A 19,629-nucleotide genomic window follows, 5' to 3' on the forward strand; every position below is an offset into this window, starting at 1 on the left:
CTGAACCATCAGAATTTGATCGCGTGGCGTCCGGCCAGGGAGTGTGACAGCGTGGTGCCGTCCACCATTTCCAGTTCGCCGCCTACCGGCACGCCGTGGGCAATGCGGCTGGCGAGCACGCCATACTGGCCACACATCTCGGCGATGTAGTTGGCCGTGGCGTCCCCTTCTACCGTCGGGTTGGTGGCCAGGATCACCTCGGTGATGGTTTCCTTCTCCAGCCGTTGCTCCAGCCGATCCAGGCCAATATCGCCAGGGCCGATGCCGTCTAACGGTGACAGATGGCCCATCAGCACAAAGTAGCGCCCGGCAAACTGGCCGGTTTGCTCGATGGCGTGAATATCCGCCGGGCTCTCCACCACGCAAATCTGGCCGTTTTGCTGACGACGCACGTTATTGCAGATGGTGCAGGTATCCTGCTCGGTGAAGGTGCGGCAATCGGCACAGTGGCCTATCTCCGACATGGCACGGGTCAACGCCTGCGCTAACCGCATCCCACCGCTGCGATCGCGCTGCAGCAGTTGGAATGCCATACGCTGCGCCGACTTCGGGCCAACGCCCGGCAGGCAGCGCAGTGCCTCCATCAATGATTCAAGGAGCGGGCTGGTTTGCATTAGAACGGCATCTTAAAGCCAGGTGGCAACTGCATCCCGCTGGAAACCGACGCCATCTTCTCTTTCTGGGTTTCATCGATGCGGCGTGCCGCGTCATTGAACGCCGCAGCGATCAGATCTTCCAGCATCTCTTTGTCGTCTTCCATCAGGCTTGGGTCAATTTCTACACGACGGCAGTTATGTGCCCCGTTGATGGTGACTTTCACCAGGCCAGCGCCGGATTCGCCAGTGACTTCCAACTTGGCAATCTCTTCCTGCATCTGCTGCATTTTTTCCTGCATTTGCTGGGCTTGCTTCATCAGGTTACCCATACCGCCTTTACCAAACATAGTCGTCTCTCATAGCATTGGCCGCGCACTGTGCGCCGCATTAAACAGGGCGAATACTCTCTTCATCCAGATCCGCGTCGAAGAACCGGCGCAGGGTCTGGATATGGGTATCCGCAACGATGGACTGGCGAGCCTGCGCCAGTTTTTCTTCATAAATGGCTTGCCGCCACTCCAGCGGAGTCCGCTCCGCCGGATTATCGTCTTCCACCACGCTGAGTTCAACCGTGCGGCCATGTAACTCACTGAGTGCCTGCGCGAGCGTCTTCTGCGCCGAGGGCGAGTTCAGATGACGCTGCGAAGACCGCAGGTGGAGACAAATGCTGTCCGGTGCCAGCTGTTGCTTAAAGGCGTTGAGCGCCAGTTGCTGCACCAGTTTCGGTATTTTTAGCTGGTCGATTTCCGCCGCCCAGGGATCGCGCTCGATGGACTCAACCACCAGTTTAGCCGACAACTCGGGCGTTTTTTCATGTTCGAGCGCCGTGCGCAACGCTTTGGGCGTAGCACGCGGTTCCGGCGCGGCCTCAGGTTCAGTAAGCGCACGCCAGCGGTAGGCCTCCGGCTTGGCCGGTGTCTCCGTCACGATCTTTTCGGCCTGACGCTTCTGACTGCGTTCGGTGACCGAGGCTAAACGCTCTAGTGCCGAGTTGGCCGGTAGCGATTTTCCTGGCGCTACCGGCTCATTCTTTTTTGCAGTGGATGCCCCCTGCTGCCGCAGCAACTGGGTTCGCGCCTTAAGCAGCTGCGCGGTAGCATCCGGTAAATTGGTTGGCTGAGTGTTCTGTGGCGGTGCGGCCTGCCCTAAGGGAGGTGGTGCATCCGGATAGGGAGACGGTGGCGCAACGGCCATATTCACCTGCGGTTGCGCGGGCGCAATTTGCACCATGGCCACCGGCTCTGGGATCACCGCTTTTGGATGAAACGCCAGTGCGCGTAGCAGGGTCATCTCAACCCCCATGCGACGATCCGGGGCATAAGCCAGCTCTTTGCGGCCAACCAACAAGGTTTGATAGTAAAGCTGGACGTCCGTTGGCGGCAGGGTGCGCGCCAGCTCGCGTAACCGCTGTTCAATGGCGGCGTAGTGATTATCCAACTCCGAGGGCAGCAGCTGTACCATCGCAATGCGATGCAGCAATGCCAGCGTTTCCACCAGCAGGTTTTCCCAGTCCACGCCGCGTGACGCTGCCTGGGCGACCTGGGCCATCACTTTTTCGCCATCAGCACTCACCAGGGCTTCCAGGATGGCCAGCGGTTGCTCATCATCCAACGTCCCCAGCATTTGGCTGACGGTGTCGGTCGTCACCTGCCCTTGCCCCATGGCAATCGCCTGATCGGTCAGGCTGAGGGCATCACGCATGCTGCCATCGGCGGCGCGTGCCAACAGTTGCAACGCGCGGGCATCGCTGGTGATGTGCTCAGCCAGCAATACGGTTTCCAACTGCGTACGGATCTGCTCCACGTCCATCGCTTTAAGATGGAATTGCAGGCAGCGGGAAAGAATCGTGACTGGCAGCTTCTGCGGATCGGTGGTGGCCAACAGGAACTTGACGTGTGCGGGCGGCTCTTCGAGCGTTTTCAACAACGCATTGAAGCTGTGGCGCGAGAGCATGTGAACTTCGTCGATCAGGTAGACCTTGAAACGGCCACGCGCCGGGGCGTATTGCACGTTATCCAGCAGATCGCGGGTATCTTCCACTTTGGTTCTGGAGGCGGCATCGATCTCGATCAGATCGACAAAACGCCCCTGTTCAATCTCACGGCAGTTATCACATTGGCCACAGGGCGTCGCGGTGATACCTGTTTCGCAGTTCAAACCTTTGGCCAGCAACCGCGCAATGGTGGTCTTACCCACGCCGCGCGTGCCGGAGAACAGATAGGCGTGATGGATCCGCCCCAGGGAGAGGCCATTGGCCAGCGCCGTCAGGACATGCTCTTGTCCGACAACCTCGGCAAACGTTTGGGGGCGCCACTTACGGGCAAGAACCTGATAGCTCATTAAGACTTCATCACTGATTTATAGAGTAATTTCAACCCAAGTAGTACATCACAACGTCAAGGACATTGCCATGTGTGCGGCCTGCAAGGTAGCGAGGTTGAACCAATACCCTTTATCGTCTGACGGCCACTTACAATAACAGTAAAACTGACACTATATTAGTTTAACAGGACGCCCGCCGTCATTCCTATAACTTTGCATCATGACTGTCAGGCCCAGGGCAAAGGAAGACGTGTTATTTCACCAACATTTAATGTTACATTTTTCACTTTTTATGCGGTGGTCAGATGAGTCTGAAAGTGGCATTATGTTACTATTCGTTGCGAAATAACGAGGCATGTTGTCCACAACGACAGATTGAAACGGAAAGAACTGAGTTAAAGAGGCATTCGCCGCTCTTAGGTAACTGTATGATCTACTTGATTAACAGGATCGTGGCTTTTAATCCTGACAATGGCAGCCTGAAAAACGTGGTCAATGACCGAGAGGTTTTTTTATCCAGCCTGAACGCCCGGATCCTTCATCAGTTGCTCAAAGCAGGCCCGGTTTGTCTGCGACGAGAAGAGCTAATGCAACAGGTCTGGCAACAGCATGGCCTCACCCCGGCCCCTGCAACGTTAAATCAGTATATCAGCGTCACCCGCAGAGCATTGGTTTCCATTGGCCTGCAGGAACGCCTTATTATTACCGTTGCCAAAACGGGTTATCGTCTCAACAGCAGCATTCATATCGAAACGGAAAGCCCGCCAGATGTCCCCGCTGCGGTTGCCACCACGGCGAACTCCCACTCTGCCGAACAACTTCCCGTCAGCATCAAGAAAAAACCGTTAGCGTCCTCTATGCTATCTATCAATCTGCTGATCCTGCTGCTGGTCATTGCCGGTCTGCTCTGTTTCCTGATCAACAAGCGCTATCAAGAGCTGCACAAGTCCCAGGGCGTGATATATATCGGCAGTATAAATAGCTGTCCGATCTATTTTCTCACACAACTGCGTGATGAGGATCAACAGCGCTACCTCAACTATTTAGCCACCAACAGTTTGCTAACGGAAGGATGTCTTAAAGATGAGGTCATATTGGCGCAGGCCAGCCGCCGGTTGAATATGTCAGAGGGTATTGGCCATCAGTTTATCGCCAAATGCTCGGTTGATACGCAAGGAAACTATTATCACTGTGAGAATGAGTACACCACTTTATGGCCGTCAAACTAAAAATCCCACTGGTGCTGCTGGCTCTGTTTTGCTTGTTATCCGCCCTGTATTACTTCTATCTGTATCAAGTTGACGATCCGTTGTCCGGGATCCATTGCGAATCCTCATTATATTTGAGCCACGCGCTGGAAGACACCGATGGCACACAGGAGGTGATTGATATGACGGCGTCAGTCAACTTTGCTTTCACCGGCAATAAGCAAGGCGTCGTTATTATTGGTGGCCTGATATCTGATAATAACCACCGTTACAAATTCAAGCGAACCTACAATTTCAGCTACCTGCCCAAACCAATGTTCTATGAGTTCACCTTCAAACCGCTAACACAACAGAGCGATGATGAGGCCCCCAGCAAACTACTCAATACGCTGTTCACCAAGGTGGGTACCCATATTGAAATCCGTTGGTTGGATGATAAAAACCTGCTGTTAAGCAATATGTTCTCCCCGATGCAAGTCTGTAATATCACTCAGTAATCCAGCGAGATAACTGCACCTGCTAACGTAGGGCATGCAAAACGTCGACACGTAATAAATCCTCCCTTGGAGGTTCCCCCTGCGCTCAATGCTCGGCTAACCTGCATTCCCCCACCAGCCTCAAGCTTCAGTGGCGCGGCATTGCCCCTTTCTGTTATTTAGTGCCTGCTGACAACAGCAATTATGTAAAGATGATAACGTTGTCATTTAATTAATTATAAAACGCTTATTTGTTATAAAAACCCATTAGCAAGATATCATCAACACCCTGTTTTATAAGGTTATATTTTTATACTATTGCTAAAATTCCGATTACACCACCACGATTTGACTTGCCCTTGGCCATGTGTTTTCTTATAGGCCGCGATGACTATCGTGAACTTACATTTAATTACTAACAGTGGGCATTATAATGTTACTGGCTGAAAGTGACTCAGTGCTAGAGAATGAAAGCGTTTATTTCGATATAGATAAAAACACCATCACCTTTAAAAGGGATAAGGTTGTCATTACGCTTACCGAGCTGCAAGGAAGATTGATTTTCATCTTGCTGACTGGCGTGACAAGTAAAAGGGATATTATCAGGATGGTATGGCAGGATAACCATGTTTCAATTACTGACAATAACTATCACCAACTGATTTACCAGTGCAGAGCCTTGTTTAACCGTCATGGCATTCCCTCTCACGTGCTAAAAACGATACCGCGCCACGGTGCGAAATTTAATTACTCGGCCTTGGGCGATGATGAAAATCCGGTTGAAACAACCACTGACGAAGCGAAAAAAGAATCAAAACTTGTGTCAGCACTAACAAGAAAGCAGATCCATTGGGGCTTGTTTTTTCTGGTCATGAGCAGCCTCACATTTTACGAAATGATAAGTTGATTGCCCCCGAAGGATAACGAGCAGCAAGGTTAATGGATGACGTCTTCAATTTTAACAATGCAGAAAACATTGTCAGATCTTTACCGCCAGAAAGCGGATCTCTCGGCCTGTGGAGCTATTGGCATCCTGCTTTTGGGTTTAGCCGGCTTTCTGTGGATGGGGTGGAAAACCATAACCTTTTCGGCCACCAATACCGAACAGATTCCCCTGCCACGCCCTACGACTCCCTCCCCTTTCCCCAGTATTTCGCTGGAAAAGGAGTTGCTCGGTTTATACGGTTCCACCACGCCGGCATCGGTAACAGACAGCCATGAACGCTTTCGTATCCAGGGTTCTGCGGCAGATGACGCCCTGCTGCTGGCTGCCCCCCGCGCCAAGCTGAGAGATAGTCTGGTAGGAGTGCTGATCAGCAGTAATCCAGCAAAAAACATGGCGATTATCGACAGTGGCGGTAAACAGGCCAGTTACGCGCTGAGCGATCGTATCGACGATAAATTTATCATTTTGCGGATATTGCCCGATCGGGTCGTGATTAATGAAAACGGATTTTACGCGGCGCTGATTTTAGCCGACTGATGATAAAACCCAATTAAATTCAAGTTATTTCCACTAATACACCTGATTACTTTGCTGAATGGACACAGGAATGCGCTGGTTTTTTACCTTATTTTTCATCGTCTTGATTTCGCCCCCCCCCGTAAGAGCAGAAACTTTCTCCGCCAATTTCAAGGGAACGGATATCCACGAGTTTATCAACACCGTCAGTAAAAACCTGGGGAAAACCATCATTCTCGATGACTCGGTCAAGGGAAAAGTCACCGTCCGCAGCTATGAGCAATTAGACGCCAAAGAATACTATCAGTTCTTCCTCAACGTGCTGGATGTCTACGGTTATGCCGTGATCGGCATGCCTAATAACGTGCTGAAAGTGATCCCTGCCAAGCAAGGAAAGAGAGCCACGTTAACTCAGTTGAGCGCTGAGGGAGTTGGCGATGAGCTGGTGATGCGTATCGTTCCGCTGCGCAATACTGCTGCCAAGGATATTGCGCCCCTGTTGCGGCAACTGAATGACAGTATCGGAGTCGGCAACGTTGCCCACTATGAGAGCGGGAATGCGCTGCTGATCACTGGCAGGGCCGATGTGGTCAATGGTCTGGTTGAGCTGGCCAGAGAAATGGATCACGACGATCAGACCGCGGTGGAATCGATCGCTCTGGAACATGCTTCCGCGCCTGAGATTGTACGCATTATCACTACGTTGCTGCGTGATGAGGGTAAACAAAAAAGTGGCGCCGCAGCCAACACCCAGGTGGTTGCCGATGAGCGCACCAACACGGTTTTGGTATCCGGTGACGGTGTAATGCAAGATTATCTGCGCGATTTGATCGAACAGTTGGATCAGGAAAAAGCCTCGCAGGGCAACACCAAAGTGATCCGGCTGAAATATGCCAAAGCAGCCAGCCTGGTAGAAGTGTTGACCGGCGTCAGCGCCAGCCTGCAAAACGAAAAGCCTTCCGCCGCCGGGGCGGCCGTTTCAGTGATTAAAAACGTCGTCATCAAAGCCGACGAACAGACCAACGCCCTGATTATCAGCGCCGCTCCTGACGTCATGCGCGATCTGGAAGCGGTGATCGAGCAGTTGGATGTGCGCCGGGCGCAGGTGCTGGTGGAAGCCGTGATCGTCGAGATGCAGGATGCTGACGGCCTTAACTTCGGCATTCAATGGGCCAATAAATACGCGGGCGGCACCCAGTTCGCCAACGCCCAGACGCAGATTGCCCCTGGTTTCAAAGGCGGCATGGGCGAAGTCTTCAAAAACGCCAACGGGCTGGTGACCGGCTTTTACAGCGGCAACTGGGCGGGATTGCTGACGGCCATCAGCAGCACCAGCCAAAATAATATTCTGGCCACGCCGAGCATTGTCACGCTGGATAATGAAGATGCCGAGTTCAGCGTCGGCCAGGATGTGCCGATCCTGACCGGCTCCCAAACCACCAACAGCGATAACGTATTCAACACCGTTTCGCGCAAAACGGTGGGCATCAAACTCAAGGTCAAACCGCAGATCAACAAAGGCCAGTCGGTGCTGTTGCAGATTGAGCAGGAAGTCTCCAGCGTGGCGGAAAACAGCTCGGTAGACAAAGACAATCTGGGGGCCACCTTCAACATCCGCACCGTCAATAACGCCGTACTGGTTGAAAGTGGTGAAACGGTGGTGGTTGGTGGCCTGTTGGACAAGTCACAGTCCGACAGCAAAAGCGCCGTGCCCTATTTAAGCCGTATCCCGCTGCTGGGTACCCTATTCCGTTCCACCGCGCACAAAGACAACAAACGTAACCTGATCCTGTTTATCCGCCCGACCATTATCCGTTCTGCGGACGGTTACAGCCTGGAAAGCGCCCGCAAGGCACAACGCTTTCAGCAGGAGCATGACCAGGTCCGGCCGTTAAAAGCAGAAATGCAAGACAAGCTGAGCAGCGTGCGTTCTTCGGCCAATACCGCCGCCTTCCAGCGGGCGAAGCAGCAAATCGCGGCCTTCTATGGACATCAACAACCATGAGTGAGCTGCATATCCCGTTCAACTGGGCGCGCCAGCAACAGGTGGTGCTGTCTCAGGAACCCGACGGCCTGACGCTGTGGTGCAGGCATGACGTTAATCCGTTGACGCTGGCTGAGCTTGCCCGCTTGCTGCCGGCCTCCTGCCATTTGCTCCCGCTGGATGCGGCGGCCTTCGAGCAGAAACTGTTGTACAAGTACCAACAGCACAGCGGCGATGCGCAAAAGATGATGGAGGATCTGGGTAGCGAACTGGATTTCTACACCCTGGCGGAAGAGTTGCCTGAACAGCAAGATCTGCTGGATGAGCAGGATGATGCGCCGATCATTCGCCTGATCAACGCCATGTTGAGCGAGGCAATCAAGCAACGCGCCTCCGATATCCATATCGAAACCTATGAAAGCGAGCTGGTGATCCGCTTTCGTGTTGACGGCGTGTTGAAGAAAATCCTCACGCCGCAGCGCCAGTTAGCCGCTTTATTGGTATCACGCATCAAGGTGATGTCGAAACTGGATATCGCCGAAAAACGGGTACCGCAGGATGGACGCATCACGCTGAAAATTGGTGGCCGGGCGATCGACGTCCGGGTTTCCGTGATCCCGGCCAGCCATGGTGAACGCGTGGTGATGCGTTTGCTGGATAAAGGCAGCGTCAGCCTGGATTTACCCCACCTGGGTATGGATCCGGACGCACTCCTGGCACTGCTGCGCCTGGTTAACTTGCCGCATGGCATTCTCCTGGTCACCGGCCCGACCGGCTCTGGCAAAAGCACCACGCTCTATTCACTGCTCAATCAGATCAATGATGACAGCCGTAACATCATGACCATCGAAGATCCGGTGGAGTTTGAGCTCTGCGGCATCGCGCAAACCCAGGTCAATCCCAAGGTCGATATGACCTTTGCTCGCGGTTTACGTGCGCTGTTACGTCAGGATCCAGATGTGGTACTGATCGGTGAGATCAGGGATGGCGAAACCGCACAAATCGCCGTGCAAGCCTCGCTGACCGGCCATCTGGTGCTGTCGACGCTGCATACCAATACCGCCATCGGCGCGATCACCCGTTTACGTGACATGGGGATCGAACCCTTTCTGCTCGCCAGCTCCCTGAGTGGCGTGCTGGCCCAGCGCCTGCTGCGCAAACTCTGCCAGCATTGCCGACAGCCTTATCCCCTCAATCAGCAACAATGTAGGTTACTGCAGCTGTCGCCGCAGGACTCGCCTATCGCCTGGCGGCCCATGGGGTGCGAGCGCTGCCATGACCAAGGCTACCGTGGCCGCTTGGCTATTCATGAGCTGTTACTGGTTAACGATAGCGTGCGTAAAGCGATCCATCAGGGCGATAGCGAACTGAATATTGAACGGTTGGCTGGCGAGCAGCGCACCTCCCTGCGCCAGGACGGCATCCGTAAAATGCTGGCTGGCGAGACCAGCCTGGAAGAAGTACTACGCGCCACCGGGGAAGAAAACCATGGCGAAGTTTAGCTATCGCGCCTGCGACAGCGCGGGAAAAACCTGTAAAGGCACGCTGGAGGCGGAATCGGTGCGGCGCGCTCGCCAACAGCTGCGTGAAAAAAAGCTCACGGTGCTGGACATGGTACCTGCCCGGCCAAGCTTGCTGGCACGCCTTCAAGCCAGCGATAAGCGGCTGCGCCTCAGCAGTAGCGATCTGGCCTTGCTCACTCGTCAATTGGCCACCCTAATCGCCGCCGCACTACCGCTGGAAGAGGTGTTATTCGCGGTGGCCCGGCAATCGGAAAAGAAATCGGTCGCGACCTTGCTCATGCAGATCCGCAGCCGGGTGTTGGAGGGATTCCCGCTGGCGCAAACGCTTAGCCAGTATCCCGCCGTGTTCGACCGGCTGTTCTGCGCCATGGTGGCCGCTGGTGAAGCCACCGGTCAGTTGCCCCTGATCCTCACCCAGTTGGCCGACCACGTGGAGCAACGGCAACAAATCAAAAACAAAATGACCCAGGCCATGACCTACCCGGTGGTATTGACACTGGTGGCGATTGCCGTGGTCAGCCTGCTGCTGACCGCCGTGGTACCCAAGGTGATTGAGCAGTTCATGCATATGAAGCAGGCATTGCCGGTAACCACCCGCATCCTGATTGCCTGTAGTGACTTTTTACGCCAATGGGGGCTGGCGCTGTTGCTGACAATGGTGATTGCCTGGCTGGGATGCAGACAACTGCTGAAAAAACCCTACCTGCGGCTGGCCTGGGACCAGCGTCTGTTGAAAATGCCCGTGCTCGGGCCGCTGTTTATCACGCTCAACACCGCACGCTATGCCCATACGCTCAGCATTTTGAACGCCAGCGCGGTGCCCTTAATCGACAGTATGAAAATCAGTGCCTCGGTGCTGGACAATGAATATGCGCGCGAGCAGCTTCTCAACGCCATGGCGCGCGTGCGGGAGGGCGAATCGCTGTATCAGACGTTGGAAAACACCGCGCTGTTCTCACCGATGATGCGCCACATGATCGCCTCCGGTGAGCGCAGTGGCGAACTGGACACCATGTTAAAGCGCGCCGCCGATATGCAGCAGGATGCGCTTAACCAGCGGATCGCCCTGGCATTGAGCCTGTTTGAGCCACTGCTGGTGGTGAGCATGGCCAGCGTCGTGCTGTTCATCATCCTGGCCATACTGCAACCCATCCTTCAACTCAACAGCCTGATTGGTTAACCCATGGAGAACACAATGTATTCAACCCAACCTTCACCACAGCAGGCAAAACAGCGTGGTTTCACCCTGCTGGAAATCATGGTGGTGATCGTCATCCTCGGCTTGCTGGCCAGCTTTATCGTGCCGAACCTGATGGGCAATAAAGACAAGGCCGACCGCCAAAAGGCCGTGAGCGATATCGTCGCACTGGAAAATGCGCTGGATATGTACCGGCTGGACAATGGCCGTTATCCCAATAACCAACAGGGCTTGGCGGCTCTGATTGCCAAGCCGACCACCCCGCCTACGCCACGCAATTATCCCGAAGAGGGCTATCTGCGTCGCCTGCCACAAGATCCATGGGGCAACGATTACCAACTGCGTAATCCAGGGAAAACCAGCAAGATAGAAATTGTTTCCGCTGGCCAGGACGGCGAATTCGACACCGAAGACGACATTACCAATGGCACCTCAGACTGATCGCCGCCAGCGAGGGTTTACGTTGCTGGAAATGATGCTGGTCGTGGTGTTGATCGGCATCACTGGTACGCTGGCGCTTGGCCGCCTGTCCACCGACCGGGGTCTGTTTACTCGCCCGGCGGCAACGCTGATGGCCACGTTGTACCATGCGCGCGAGCAGGCGTCACAGCAAGAGGCGCTTTACGGCCTGGCCCTGGCGCATAACGGCTGGCAGTTGATGATCTATCGCGGCGATCGGTGGCATCAGGCTCAGCAACCGGCATTCTCCTTACCTGAGCAGTTGGACATGGCGCTCCAGATTGAACAACAGCCCATTGCCCTGCCAGCAAGGCTGACCTCCGCAGCCGAACCTCAACTCTGGATCTTCCCTGGCGGTGAAACCAGCGTGTTTAGCTTGAGCCTGCTACAGGGCAACTGTAGCCAGCGCTTCACCGCCAACGGATTTATGACTTTTCAACGCGAAGAGGTGCGGTGCGATGAGGAGTAAAACACAGCGCGGCATGACCTTGCTGGAAGTTCTGGTGGCGTTAGTGGTGTTTGCAATCGGCTGCATGGCCGTGGCCCGCACCACCGGTCAGCAAATTCGCAGCCTGAGTGAGCTGGACAAAAAAATCCTCGCTGGCTGGGTGGCCGATAACCAATTGGCATTAGTGACTCTTGGCGGGGTGCGCCCGTCGCCGCTGTGGCAGCAAGGCAGTGAGAGTATGGGCGATCGCGATTGGTTCTGGCGCTATCGCAGCCTGCAAACCACCAATCCCCAGCTGTATGCCGTCGATATCGAAGTCACCGATGATCCCGCATTCACTCGCTCAACGGTACAGGTTCGCACATGGATGAAATAACCCTCCTCCGCCAGCGGCAAAAGGGATTTACGCTGATTGAAATGATGCTGGCGATCGCAATTTTTGCGCTGCTTTCACTGATGGCAACGCAGATATTGCGCAGCATTTTGCAAACTCATCAGCGGGTACAGGACAAGACCGCAGAGATGGCGCAAATTCAATTGGCCCTGGCGCTAATGGAGCGGGATATCAGCCAGGCTACGGTAAGACCGGCCGCCGATGAGTCCCGCCCAAATCTGGCCGATTTCATCGTGGTGAAAGGCAGGTCGGACGAAATTGAGCTGGTACATCGCCACTGGGCAAATCCGGGGGCCATACTTGATCGCTCTTCCCTGGAGCGAGTCAAGTACCGTCTGAGGGATGGCCAGTTGCAGCGTTTGAGCTTCCCTACTCCCGGAGCCTCTCTCTCGCAAGCGCGGGTGGTGCCAGTACTGCAGGGCGTTGTACGTTTTCAACTGCGATTCTCGCAGGGAGGGGCCTGGCAAAACGGATGGTATGCCAGCGCCGTGTTACCGCAGGCTATCGAAGTCACCGTTGAACTGCCGGAATATGGCAGCCTGCGCCGCATTATCTTATTGGCTAGGCAGGGATTATGAAGCGAGAGCAAGGAGTCGCACTACTGATGGTGATGCTGTTACTGGCACTGATGGCGACAATCGCCGTGGGGATCAACCAATTCTGGTTCTCGGCGTTTAACCGCACCTTCAACCAGCAGTCACGTATTCAGGCCAAATGGACGTTGTTGGGCGGCGAAACCTTCGCCCGCCAGTGGCTGGCGGAAAGCCTGCAAAGCGAACCGGTGGTGCATCTTGGCCAGCGCTGGGCCAAACCCGGCCAAGCACTACGTACCGAAGACGGCAACATCGCCATCACCTTCAGCGATGCTCAAGCCTGTTTTAATATCAATAGCTTGAACTATCGCGTTCCCACGGCTGAGCAACCGGTTGAAAAAACGCCCCCCGCAACAGAGGACAGCCCCGCCCCCGTTTTCAAGCCCGATATCGCACATCAAGTCTTCAATGCCTTATTAGCTAATCTTGGCTTTAGCGAAGCCGAAGCCCGGCAGCTAAGCGACAGCATCAAGGCACAATTAGCACCGGGCTCGGTGGCATTTGCTGACATTTCCGAACTTCGCCCAATGCCGGGTGTTGAGCGCGAACGCTTTTTGCGGCTCTCCCCCCTGCTTTGCGCTCTGCCGGAGCAAAAACCGCAGATCAATATCAATACCTTAGACCAGCAACAGCTGCCGCTATTACAGGCACTTTTTCTCAATAGGGCCACCCACAATACGCTACAGCAGTTGCTGACAGCCCGGCCCTTGAACGGTTGGAACAGCATCAGCGATCCCGCTTTTCAGCAAACCCTGCAAACGCTTCGCCTCCCCCCTCTGGAGGGTGAAAAACTGTTGGCTACCCGTAGCCACTACTTTTACGCCCGTCTGACAACCGAAGGTGAAAACGCTGGCTACCGTTTACAGAGTTTCCTGCGTTATGAACGAAAACAAATAAGCGTGATCGAGCGCCAGTTAACATATGGAGGGGAGCCGTAATGAGCATGGAAACCAAGCGATTGATACTGTCACTGGGAGGAGCGCGGGATCCCATCCTGTGGAGTTGGGGCGATCCGGCAAAGGACGATTGCCAGCAACAAGGCCAGCTATCCGAGGGCGAAAAATTGCCGGAGGAAATTCGTCAGGCTCCGGCTATCGTTCTGGTCCCTGGGCAGCATGTGGTGTTACGAAGCACACAATTCCACGGTTCACCCCGGCTAGCCAAGGCGCAGACGATGGCATTTCAATGTGAAGATGAATTACTTGAGGAGGTAGAGGAACTGCATTGGGTGATCCTGGGCCACGAAGGCGCAAGTTACGCCTTGGCCGGTTTTCACCGAACGGAGATGCAAAACTGGCAGGAATTGCTGGCCTCGCTGGATATTCGCCCCACCGTTATGCTGCCGGACGTGCTGGCTTTCCCCTATGCAGGTTATCCTACCCGGCACCTGCTCCGCCAACATGCGCTGTGGCGAACGGGCAAGTGGTCCGGCTATTGTCTGCCCCAACACTGGTCTTTGCCGCAGTTTAATGTCGGGCACCCACCCCCTGCCGTTACCGATACTTCAACCCTGTGGTTGTGCGCCACAACTGAAATCGATATCGCGACCACCTTGCTCAAAGGCGAATTTGCCCCCAGCGCCCAATGGCGAACTTCTGGCATCTGGCGTTACTGGGCCTTGAACGCTGGCTTGGCGCTCGTCTTGGGCGCATTAGCAATGGGATGTTTCCACCACTATAAGCAGGCAAAAGCCCTGCGCCAGCAGATGGCTCAAACCCATGCTCAACTTTTCTCCGGCGAAGAAACGCCGGCAAAACCGTTGGCGGCGATCAAAAATCGGATCAGGTTCCTGCAACACCAGCAGCAGCAACCGCAGTTTTTCGAGCTGGCACAACAGCTACGGCAGGCGCTGCCTGATCGGTATCAAAACGGCCTTCAGCAGCTGAAATTTGATGGCGATCATGGCCAATTGTCGATCACTCTCAATGCCGCCGCAGTTCAACCCTTCAGCCGCGTGAATGAGCAAGGTAACCGGATTTCGCTACAACCTATCGCCGGGGAAAACTCAGCAATACTCACCGTGAAGGAGGATCTATGAGCCTGCAACTCCAGCCCTATGGCACAAAGCTTGCCCTGGCTTTCGTCGCTCTGTTAGGGCTTGGCCTGCTGATGGGTTATTACTACCAGCAGGCTCAGGCACGGCAGGCCGCAGCCGAAAACGTCGAGTTGCAACACCATGCACAACGGCTTGCTCGCTTACAATCGGCCCAGCCCCGCGTGAAAAGCCCCCTGCTGTCACTCACCACCGTGATTGAACAATCGGCGTTGCGCCACCAACTGCCCCTGATAACCATGGAGCCGGATGAGGATGAAATCAGCCTTGCCCTGGCCCCAATGCCTTTCGACCGTCTCATTGTCTGGCTGGCAGAATTACAGCGAGAACAGGCTATCAGGGTACAAACGTTAGAAGTAACCGCCCTCCCGGCTCCGGGAACGATCCGCATTGATACGTTACGTTTGCAACGTCCGTTTTCACACTGAGATTACCGGTATTCCCTATGTTATTTGAATTCAACATGTTCGGTTGGCCGCTGCTGGCCAGCCTGTTTGGCCTGTGTATCGGCAGTTTGTTAAATGTGGTTATCTACCGTTTACCGCTGATGATACAGCAACAGGATATTCATTCTGCCAACCAGCTTGGCCGGCAGAGTCCCCCCACTCCTGCGCGCTTCAACCTATTCTTACCGCACTCGCACTGTACAAAGTGTCAAACACCGATTGCCTGCTATGACAATATTCCCCTGGTTAGTTGGCTTATATTGCACGGACGTTGTCGCCATTGCCAGTCGTTGATTTCCTGGCGTTATCCCATAATCGAAATGGTGATGATGTTAATCGCCTCTGTTCTGGCCTGTTATTTCCCACCAGGCAGCCATTGGTTATTGCTATTTACTTTTAGTGCATTATTAATCACGCTAGCAACGATTGACTTCGATTGTCAATTATTGCCCGATACGCTGACTTACCCGCTATTATGGTTAGGCTTGATTTGGCATTGTTTCCACGATCGTGATTTTCTGCCAACCGCCATTTTTAGCGCCATCGCTGGATATATGACGCTATGGTTGATCTTTTGGGGTGGCAAATTACTGACCGGCCGGGAAGGATTGGGTTACGGTGATTTTAAACTGCTGGCGGCACTGGGGGCCTGGTTTGGCTGGCAACAACTGCCTGAAATTTTGCTGATCGCAGCCTCCGCGACGTTATTGACCCAACTCCCTTACTGGCGCAATGCACAAAAGGTTTGGTTACGGCCATTACCTTTTGGCCCAGGGCTGGCGGTGGCGGGATTCTGGATGATGATTGTCAGTTTATAGCTGACCGAATAGTGCTACAGGTGTAAGTCATGCAGAACGCCGACACGCCGTGAACCCGTCCTTGGGGGCTCGCAATCGCGCATCCCTGCGCTCAACGGTCGGCTAACCTGCAATGACTTCCCCCTGTCTCAAACTTGGGGTGTAGCGGTTATTTAACACAGCTAATTACGCCCCCTCAATTATCCTGTAGCAACCAATATTACTGGCGGCGTGCCAGCTCAATAAACGATGCCAACTGCTGGTTAAAGTAAGCACATTTCTCCGCCAACGGCGACCCGTCCTGATCCAGATCCGTTAAAATACTGTTGGCTCGTGCCGCAAGCTGTTGCTCTGCCGCACCGTTCAATGCCCATCCTTTGCTTTTCGCCTGTGAATGCGCAGCCAGGATCAGCTTCCTCTCTGCGGGCACATCGCTGCGCTGACAGTGGTCCCTTAAAAACCCGCTGGAGGCCACCAGCGTAGCCAATTGCTCTACCTGCGGTGGCTGTGCCAAGGGCGCCTCTTGCTCAGAAGTAGAAAGTGAACAACCGGTCAGTAAACTTGCCCCCAACAGCAAAGGCAGCGTGTATTTTTTCATATTGATTTCGTCATATTTCATTAGCAAGCAAGGTGACTATTTTAAGGTTTTACGGCTAATGTTAACACTATTAACTTCTTAAACTTCATTAAGCAACGGCCTTAGCGCCCGCCACTTAATATTAAAAGACCTTATTTTAATCGATTATAAGATGTCAGATCGATAAAAATCGCTAACATGTTTTCACGGAGACGATGGAGTACACTCCGAGACTAAAGGGAATATCTTTATACATCCTTTTAATTATACCAATTTGATTTTATTCGGATAATATAATGAGATTGAAAAAAGTTGCATTAGCAGTTTCTGCTTTAATTATTTCTTCGGGTTCCTGGGCACACGGCTATATTGAGTTCCCAGAAAGCCGGGCTTATAAATGCAAGATGCAACAGAACTACGATTGTGGCCAGGCGGAATACGAGCCACAAAGCATTGAGAAAGACTCGGGCTTCCCAACAGGGCCTTTGCCTCTGGATGGTGAATTGGCTAGCGCCAGCCTTTCTCAATTCTCTCCGCTGGACAAACAAAGTACCAACCTTTGGGCGAAGAACCCAATCAAAGCCGGTATGAACAACTTTACCTGGTACCACACGGCTGCGCATAAAACCAACAACTGGCGCTATTACATCACCAAGCAGGATTGGGATCAGAACCAGCCGCTGACGCGCGCCTCTTTCGAAAGCACGCCTTTCTGCCAGGTTGAAGGCCATCAGGAATTGCCTGCGACACGCGTTACCCACAGCTGTGATGTTCCGCAACGCACCGGTTCCCAGGTCATCTATGGCGTATGGGAAATTTTCGATACCATCAACAGCTTCTATCAAGTCGTTGACGTCGACTTCGGTGGTGAAGAAGGCGTGGTTTCAGAGTGGGCAACTCAGCTTACAGGCCAGATTGTCGGTAAAGATCTGCGTCAAGGCGATAAAGTCATCGCCCGTTTCTTCGACGATCAAGGTGAAGTGCAGGCCAAGCGCACTGAAATGACTATCGCCACCCAGGAGCAGACGGATAAAAACCGTTGGTCCTACGATTTGGCCACCCAGATCAACAGCACCCACAGCGACGTTCGCGTTGGGGTAAAAGACGGTCAAGGTAATGTCAACCCGGTCTTCGGCAATAACAGCGTGTTCGTGAAGAAAGATAGCCGCCTGAATAAAGTGGTGATCTCTTATGAAGAACAGTCGCCTGAAATTACTGAAGAAGTGACCGTTTCCGGTGTGCAGGTCAGCAAAATCCAGGACGGCCAGGCCAAGCTGGACTTCAACGTGCAGGCCAAAGGCGAGATCCGCTTCGAAGCCACGGTGATCAACCACCACGGCAGTGAAAAGGGCTACGTGAAACAGGATATCGCCGATGGCAACATGCCGTTCAGCATCATGCTGAAAGACGTGACGGCTGGCCATCACATGCTCAAATACTTTGCGACCAATAAAGACGGTAAATTGGTCAAGCAGGACGTGATCGATCTGCAAGTAGAGAACGCCAACAACGGTGGTACCGGTGAATACCAACATATCTTCCCGGAGAATATCACCTCGTACGTTGCCGGGACCGTGGTCTTGCAGCCTAAAGATGGCAAAACCTACCAGTGCAAGCCTTTCCCTTATAACGGCTACTGCACCCAGTGGACTGCAACCACCTCTCAGTTTGAACCGGGTGTGGGCAGCAACTGGCAGGACGCCTGGACACTGAAATAAGCGTCTGAAACGTTTTACCCCTGCCAACAGCGGCCCTTCCTGGGCCGCTGTTAGTATTATCCTGTTTTACGGAATCCCATAATGACGACTCATAAAACACGCTATGACCTGTTCTCCCGCATCTTGCACTGGGTGTTGGCCATAGGGATCATTTACGCCACCATCGTGGGTTACGGTCTGCACTTTATTTCAGACCCACAGGTGTTCAGGTTCTTTTCCGAACTGAACATGTCGCTGGCAACAGTGATGGCTACGTTGATGGTCGTGCGCTTTATCTGGCGCTTCTTCCGCCCTTCCGTGCCTTACGGCAGCCATATTACTGGGCACAAGAAAGGGCTGGTTGTCCTGCTGCACGAGATTTTCTATCTCATCATCTTTGCGGTGCTGATCAGTGGGTTCCTGATGTTGGAACATGGCTACAGCCTGTTTGGCCTGATCCAGATCCCACAACCATTGGAGAACCTGGAAGTTAACCGCTTCTTTTTCACCGTGCATCGCATTAGCTGCATCTCGCTCGGCCTGATGCTGCTGATGCATGTCTGTGCCGTGATCAAACATCAGCTGTTTGACAAGCACCCGATCCTGTCGCGCATGGTTTAAGTTTATTAAGCTTGTCTATCTTCGCCCCGATTAACAGGGGCGCAGTACATGTCAGCGATGCCTGATGGAACGCTCAACGATAACGTGGGGAGTTAAAAGAATAGAGGAATACCAAGAAGCGGCGGCTAAACACCAACCCCGCAGCGAGCCACGGGGTTGCCGTCCAGAATATCAATGCCCGGCGAAGTCGAGCAGGCAGTAGCAATCAATCCCCAGATTATTCAGACGCGTTTCGCCCCCGAGATCCGGCAGGTTAATAATGAATGCCGCACCGGTCACTTCACCACCCAGACGGCGGATCAGCGTAGCGGTGGCTTCGATCGTGCCGCCCGTGGCCAGCAGATCGTCAACAACCAGCACTTTATCACCGGCGACAATAGCGTCGGTGTGAATTTCCAGCTTATCGGTGCCGTATTCCAGCTCATAGCTTTCGCTCAGGGTCGCACGCGGCAGTTTGCCCGGCTTGCGAACCGGCACGAAGCCCACGCCCAACGCTAACGCTACCGGTGCGCCGAACAGGAAACCACGCGCTTCAGTACCCACCACCTTGGTGATGCCCGTATCGCGGTAACGTTCAACCAGGAGTTCAATGCTCGAAGCATACGCCAGCGGATCTTCCAGCAGGCTGGTCACATCACGGAACAGAATACCCGGCTTCGGATAGTCGGGAATGGTTTTGATACTGTCTCTAATATACTGAAGCTGTTGCGCAGTCGCGGTCATAGTTGTTGCCTGATAAAACTACCTGATAACTTCCACACAGGCCTTCAACTGC

Annotated in this window: 22 protein-coding genes and 1 other annotated feature; of the genes, 17 read left to right on the forward strand and 5 right to left on the reverse strand. The window is 53.8% G+C overall.

Annotation, left to right across the window (positions count from 1 at the left end; all coding sequences use genetic code 11):
* Positions 1 to 8: 8 nt before the first annotated feature.
* The 3 genes from recR to dnaX all read right to left on the reverse strand — a co-directional run bounded on the left by recR (position 9) and on the right by dnaX (position 2,936).
* Positions 9 to 614 carry a recombination mediator RecR gene (gene recR / locus ACRDCA_RS07155; protein ID WP_024484410.1) on the reverse strand — a complete coding sequence of 202 codons (606 nt, stop codon included), beginning with the start codon at positions 612 to 614 and terminating at the stop codon, positions 9 to 11.
* Positions 614 to 943, reverse strand: coding sequence for a YbaB/EbfC family nucleoid-associated protein (locus tag ACRDCA_RS07160; protein ID WP_025122516.1), 330 nt, complete (start codon positions 941 to 943; stop codon positions 614 to 616). Before ACRDCA_RS07160 ends, recR begins: the two co-directional genes overlap by 1 nt.
* Before the next feature lie 40 nt (positions 944 to 983).
* On the reverse strand, positions 984 to 2,936 hold the full coding sequence (dnaX, locus tag ACRDCA_RS07165) for a DNA polymerase III subunit gamma/tau (RefSeq protein WP_438688903.1): 1,953 nt from the start codon (positions 2,934 to 2,936) through the stop codon (positions 984 to 986).
* Positions 1,587 to 1,651 (reverse strand) — a sequence feature (DnaX frameshifting element). It overlaps the preceding gene by 65 nt.
* A gap of 410 nt (positions 2,937 to 3,346) precedes the next feature.
* Here dnaX and ACRDCA_RS07170 point away from each other — a divergent pair.
* From ACRDCA_RS07170 to ACRDCA_RS07240, 15 genes are all read left to right on the forward strand, one after another.
* Positions 3,347 to 4,147: a winged helix-turn-helix domain-containing protein gene (locus ACRDCA_RS07170; protein ID WP_438688904.1), complete on the forward strand. Its 801-nt coding sequence runs from the start codon at positions 3,347 to 3,349 to the stop codon at positions 4,145 to 4,147.
* Positions 4,132 to 4,623 (forward strand): hypothetical protein, encoded by a 492-nt coding sequence (locus tag ACRDCA_RS07175; protein ID WP_438688905.1) that lies wholly within the window; start codon positions 4,132 to 4,134, stop codon positions 4,621 to 4,623. The genes ACRDCA_RS07170 and ACRDCA_RS07175 overlap by 16 nt, the downstream gene beginning before the upstream one ends.
* A 412-nt stretch (positions 4,624 to 5,035) precedes the next feature.
* Positions 5,036 to 5,509, forward strand: a complete 474-nt coding sequence (locus tag ACRDCA_RS07180) for a winged helix-turn-helix domain-containing protein (RefSeq protein WP_438688906.1) — start codon at positions 5,036 to 5,038, stop codon at positions 5,507 to 5,509.
* Positions 5,510 to 5,545: 36 nt separating this feature from the next.
* Positions 5,546 to 6,085 carry a type II secretion system protein N gene (locus ACRDCA_RS07185; protein ID WP_438688907.1) on the forward strand — a complete coding sequence of 180 codons (540 nt, stop codon included), beginning with the start codon at positions 5,546 to 5,548 and terminating at the stop codon, positions 6,083 to 6,085.
* 70 nt (positions 6,086 to 6,155) lie between these two features.
* The gene (gspD, locus tag ACRDCA_RS07190) at positions 6,156 to 8,069 is read left to right on the forward strand and encodes a type II secretion system secretin GspD (RefSeq protein WP_438688908.1); all 1,914 of its coding nucleotides are present in this window, start codon (positions 6,156 to 6,158) and stop codon (positions 8,067 to 8,069) included.
* Positions 8,066 to 9,550 carry a type II secretion system ATPase GspE gene (gene gspE, locus ACRDCA_RS07195; RefSeq protein ID WP_438688909.1) on the forward strand — a complete coding sequence of 495 codons (1,485 nt, stop codon included), beginning with the start codon at positions 8,066 to 8,068 and terminating at the stop codon, positions 9,548 to 9,550. Before gspD ends, gspE begins: the two co-directional genes overlap by 4 nt.
* A complete protein-coding gene (gene gspF / locus ACRDCA_RS07200) occupies positions 9,537 to 10,751 on the forward strand; it encodes a type II secretion system inner membrane protein GspF (protein ID WP_438688910.1) in 1,215 nt (404 codons plus the stop codon). Before gspE ends, gspF begins: the two co-directional genes overlap by 14 nt.
* Positions 10,752 to 10,766: 15 nt before the next feature.
* Positions 10,767 to 11,210, forward strand: a complete 444-nt coding sequence (gene gspG, locus ACRDCA_RS07205) for a type II secretion system major pseudopilin GspG (protein ID WP_438688911.1) — start codon at positions 10,767 to 10,769, stop codon at positions 11,208 to 11,210.
* Positions 11,194 to 11,697: a type II secretion system minor pseudopilin GspH gene (gspH, locus tag ACRDCA_RS07210; protein ID WP_438688912.1), complete on the forward strand. Its 504-nt coding sequence runs from the start codon at positions 11,194 to 11,196 to the stop codon at positions 11,695 to 11,697. Before gspG ends, gspH begins: the two co-directional genes overlap by 17 nt.
* Positions 11,687 to 12,052 carry a type II secretion system minor pseudopilin GspI gene (gspI, locus tag ACRDCA_RS07215; protein ID WP_438688913.1) on the forward strand — a complete coding sequence of 122 codons (366 nt, stop codon included), beginning with the start codon at positions 11,687 to 11,689 and terminating at the stop codon, positions 12,050 to 12,052. The genes gspH and gspI overlap by 11 nt, the downstream gene beginning before the upstream one ends.
* Positions 12,040 to 12,648, forward strand: coding sequence for a type II secretion system minor pseudopilin GspJ (gene gspJ / locus ACRDCA_RS07220; RefSeq protein ID WP_438688914.1), 609 nt, complete (start codon positions 12,040 to 12,042; stop codon positions 12,646 to 12,648). The genes gspI and gspJ overlap by 13 nt, the downstream gene beginning before the upstream one ends.
* Positions 12,645 to 13,601, forward strand: coding sequence for a type II secretion system minor pseudopilin GspK (gspK, locus tag ACRDCA_RS07225; RefSeq protein ID WP_438688915.1), 957 nt, complete (start codon positions 12,645 to 12,647; stop codon positions 13,599 to 13,601). Before gspJ ends, gspK begins: the two co-directional genes overlap by 4 nt.
* Positions 13,601 to 14,701, forward strand: a complete 1,101-nt coding sequence (gene gspL, locus ACRDCA_RS07230; RefSeq protein ID WP_438688916.1) for a type II secretion system protein GspL — start codon at positions 13,601 to 13,603, stop codon at positions 14,699 to 14,701. Before gspK ends, gspL begins: the two co-directional genes overlap by 1 nt.
* A complete protein-coding gene (gene gspM / locus ACRDCA_RS07235) occupies positions 14,698 to 15,144 on the forward strand; it encodes a type II secretion system protein GspM (protein ID WP_438688917.1) in 447 nt (148 codons plus the stop codon). The genes gspL and gspM overlap by 4 nt, the downstream gene beginning before the upstream one ends.
* 17 nt (positions 15,145 to 15,161) lie before the next feature.
* On the forward strand, positions 15,162 to 15,980 hold the full coding sequence (locus tag ACRDCA_RS07240; protein WP_438688918.1) for a prepilin peptidase: 819 nt from the start codon (positions 15,162 to 15,164) through the stop codon (positions 15,978 to 15,980).
* Between the two features lie 199 nt (positions 15,981 to 16,179).
* Here ACRDCA_RS07240 and gspS read toward each other — a convergent pair whose 3' ends face one another.
* Positions 16,180 to 16,557, reverse strand: coding sequence for a type II secretion system pilot lipoprotein GspS (gene gspS / locus ACRDCA_RS07245; RefSeq protein WP_438688919.1), 378 nt, complete (start codon positions 16,555 to 16,557; stop codon positions 16,180 to 16,182).
* Positions 16,558 to 16,832: 275 nt separating this feature from the next.
* On the opposite strand from gspS, the gene gbpA reads away from it, so the two are divergent.
* Positions 16,833 to 18,254 (forward strand): N-acetylglucosamine-binding protein GbpA, encoded by a 1,422-nt coding sequence (gene gbpA, locus ACRDCA_RS07250; RefSeq protein WP_438688920.1) that lies wholly within the window; start codon positions 16,833 to 16,835, stop codon positions 18,252 to 18,254.
* Between the two features lie 81 nt (positions 18,255 to 18,335).
* Positions 18,336 to 18,854, forward strand: a complete 519-nt coding sequence (locus ACRDCA_RS07255) for a cytochrome b (RefSeq protein WP_438688921.1) — start codon at positions 18,336 to 18,338, stop codon at positions 18,852 to 18,854.
* Positions 18,855 to 19,025: 171 nt separating this feature from the next.
* On the opposite strand, the gene apt is transcribed toward ACRDCA_RS07255, so the two are convergent.
* Positions 19,026 to 19,577 (reverse strand): adenine phosphoribosyltransferase, encoded by a 552-nt coding sequence (apt, locus tag ACRDCA_RS07260; protein ID WP_025120381.1) that lies wholly within the window; start codon positions 19,575 to 19,577, stop codon positions 19,026 to 19,028.
* Positions 19,578 to 19,629 lie beyond the last annotated feature (52 nt).

This window comes from Serratia sp. (in: enterobacteria) (genome assembly GCF_051654945.1).
Taxonomy (GTDB): domain Bacteria; phylum Pseudomonadota; class Gammaproteobacteria; order Enterobacterales; family Enterobacteriaceae; genus Chania.

Excerpts from the sequence above, each read along its gene's own strand:
- gspE (WP_438688909.1), top strand. The coding sequence starts at position 8,066 with ATGAGTGAGCTGCATATCCCGTTCAACTGGGCGCGCCAGCAACAGGTG.
- ACRDCA_RS07160 (WP_025122516.1), bottom strand. The coding sequence starts at position 943 with ATGTTTGGTAAAGGCGGTATGGGTAACCTGATGAAGCAAGCCCAGCAA.
- apt (WP_025120381.1), bottom strand. The coding sequence starts at position 19,577 with ATGACCGCGACTGCGCAACAGCTTCAGTATATTAGAGACAGTATCAAA.
- gspK (WP_438688915.1), top strand. The coding sequence starts at position 12,645 with ATGAAGCGAGAGCAAGGAGTCGCACTACTGATGGTGATGCTGTTACTG.
- ACRDCA_RS07255 (WP_438688921.1), top strand. The coding sequence starts at position 18,336 with ATGACGACTCATAAAACACGCTATGACCTGTTCTCCCGCATCTTGCAC.
- gspH (WP_438688912.1), top strand. The coding sequence starts at position 11,194 with ATGGCACCTCAGACTGATCGCCGCCAGCGAGGGTTTACGTTGCTGGAA.
- gspG (WP_438688911.1), top strand. The coding sequence starts at position 10,767 with ATGTATTCAACCCAACCTTCACCACAGCAGGCAAAACAGCGTGGTTTC.
- gspS (WP_438688919.1), bottom strand. The coding sequence starts at position 16,557 with ATGAAAAAATACACGCTGCCTTTGCTGTTGGGGGCAAGTTTACTGACC.
- gspD (WP_438688908.1), top strand. The coding sequence starts at position 6,156 with ATGCGCTGGTTTTTTACCTTATTTTTCATCGTCTTGATTTCGCCCCCC.
- ACRDCA_RS07180 (WP_438688906.1), top strand. The coding sequence starts at position 5,036 with ATGTTACTGGCTGAAAGTGACTCAGTGCTAGAGAATGAAAGCGTTTAT.
- gspL (WP_438688916.1), top strand. The coding sequence starts at position 13,601 with ATGAGCATGGAAACCAAGCGATTGATACTGTCACTGGGAGGAGCGCGG.
- recR (WP_024484410.1), bottom strand. The coding sequence starts at position 614 with ATGCAAACCAGCCCGCTCCTTGAATCATTGATGGAGGCACTGCGCTGC.
- ACRDCA_RS07175 (WP_438688905.1), top strand. The coding sequence starts at position 4,132 with ATGGCCGTCAAACTAAAAATCCCACTGGTGCTGCTGGCTCTGTTTTGC.
- gbpA (WP_438688920.1), top strand. The coding sequence starts at position 16,833 with ATGAGATTGAAAAAAGTTGCATTAGCAGTTTCTGCTTTAATTATTTCT.
- ACRDCA_RS07240 (WP_438688918.1), top strand. The coding sequence starts at position 15,162 with ATGTTATTTGAATTCAACATGTTCGGTTGGCCGCTGCTGGCCAGCCTG.
- ACRDCA_RS07170 (WP_438688904.1), top strand. The coding sequence starts at position 3,347 with ATGATCTACTTGATTAACAGGATCGTGGCTTTTAATCCTGACAATGGC.
- ACRDCA_RS07185 (WP_438688907.1), top strand. The coding sequence starts at position 5,546 with ATGACGTCTTCAATTTTAACAATGCAGAAAACATTGTCAGATCTTTAC.
- dnaX (WP_438688903.1), bottom strand. The coding sequence starts at position 2,936 with ATGAGCTATCAGGTTCTTGCCCGTAAGTGGCGCCCCCAAACGTTTGCC.
- gspJ (WP_438688914.1), top strand. The coding sequence starts at position 12,040 with ATGGATGAAATAACCCTCCTCCGCCAGCGGCAAAAGGGATTTACGCTG.
- gspF (WP_438688910.1), top strand. The coding sequence starts at position 9,537 with ATGGCGAAGTTTAGCTATCGCGCCTGCGACAGCGCGGGAAAAACCTGT.
- gspI (WP_438688913.1), top strand. The coding sequence starts at position 11,687 with ATGAGGAGTAAAACACAGCGCGGCATGACCTTGCTGGAAGTTCTGGTG.
- gspM (WP_438688917.1), top strand. The coding sequence starts at position 14,698 with ATGAGCCTGCAACTCCAGCCCTATGGCACAAAGCTTGCCCTGGCTTTC.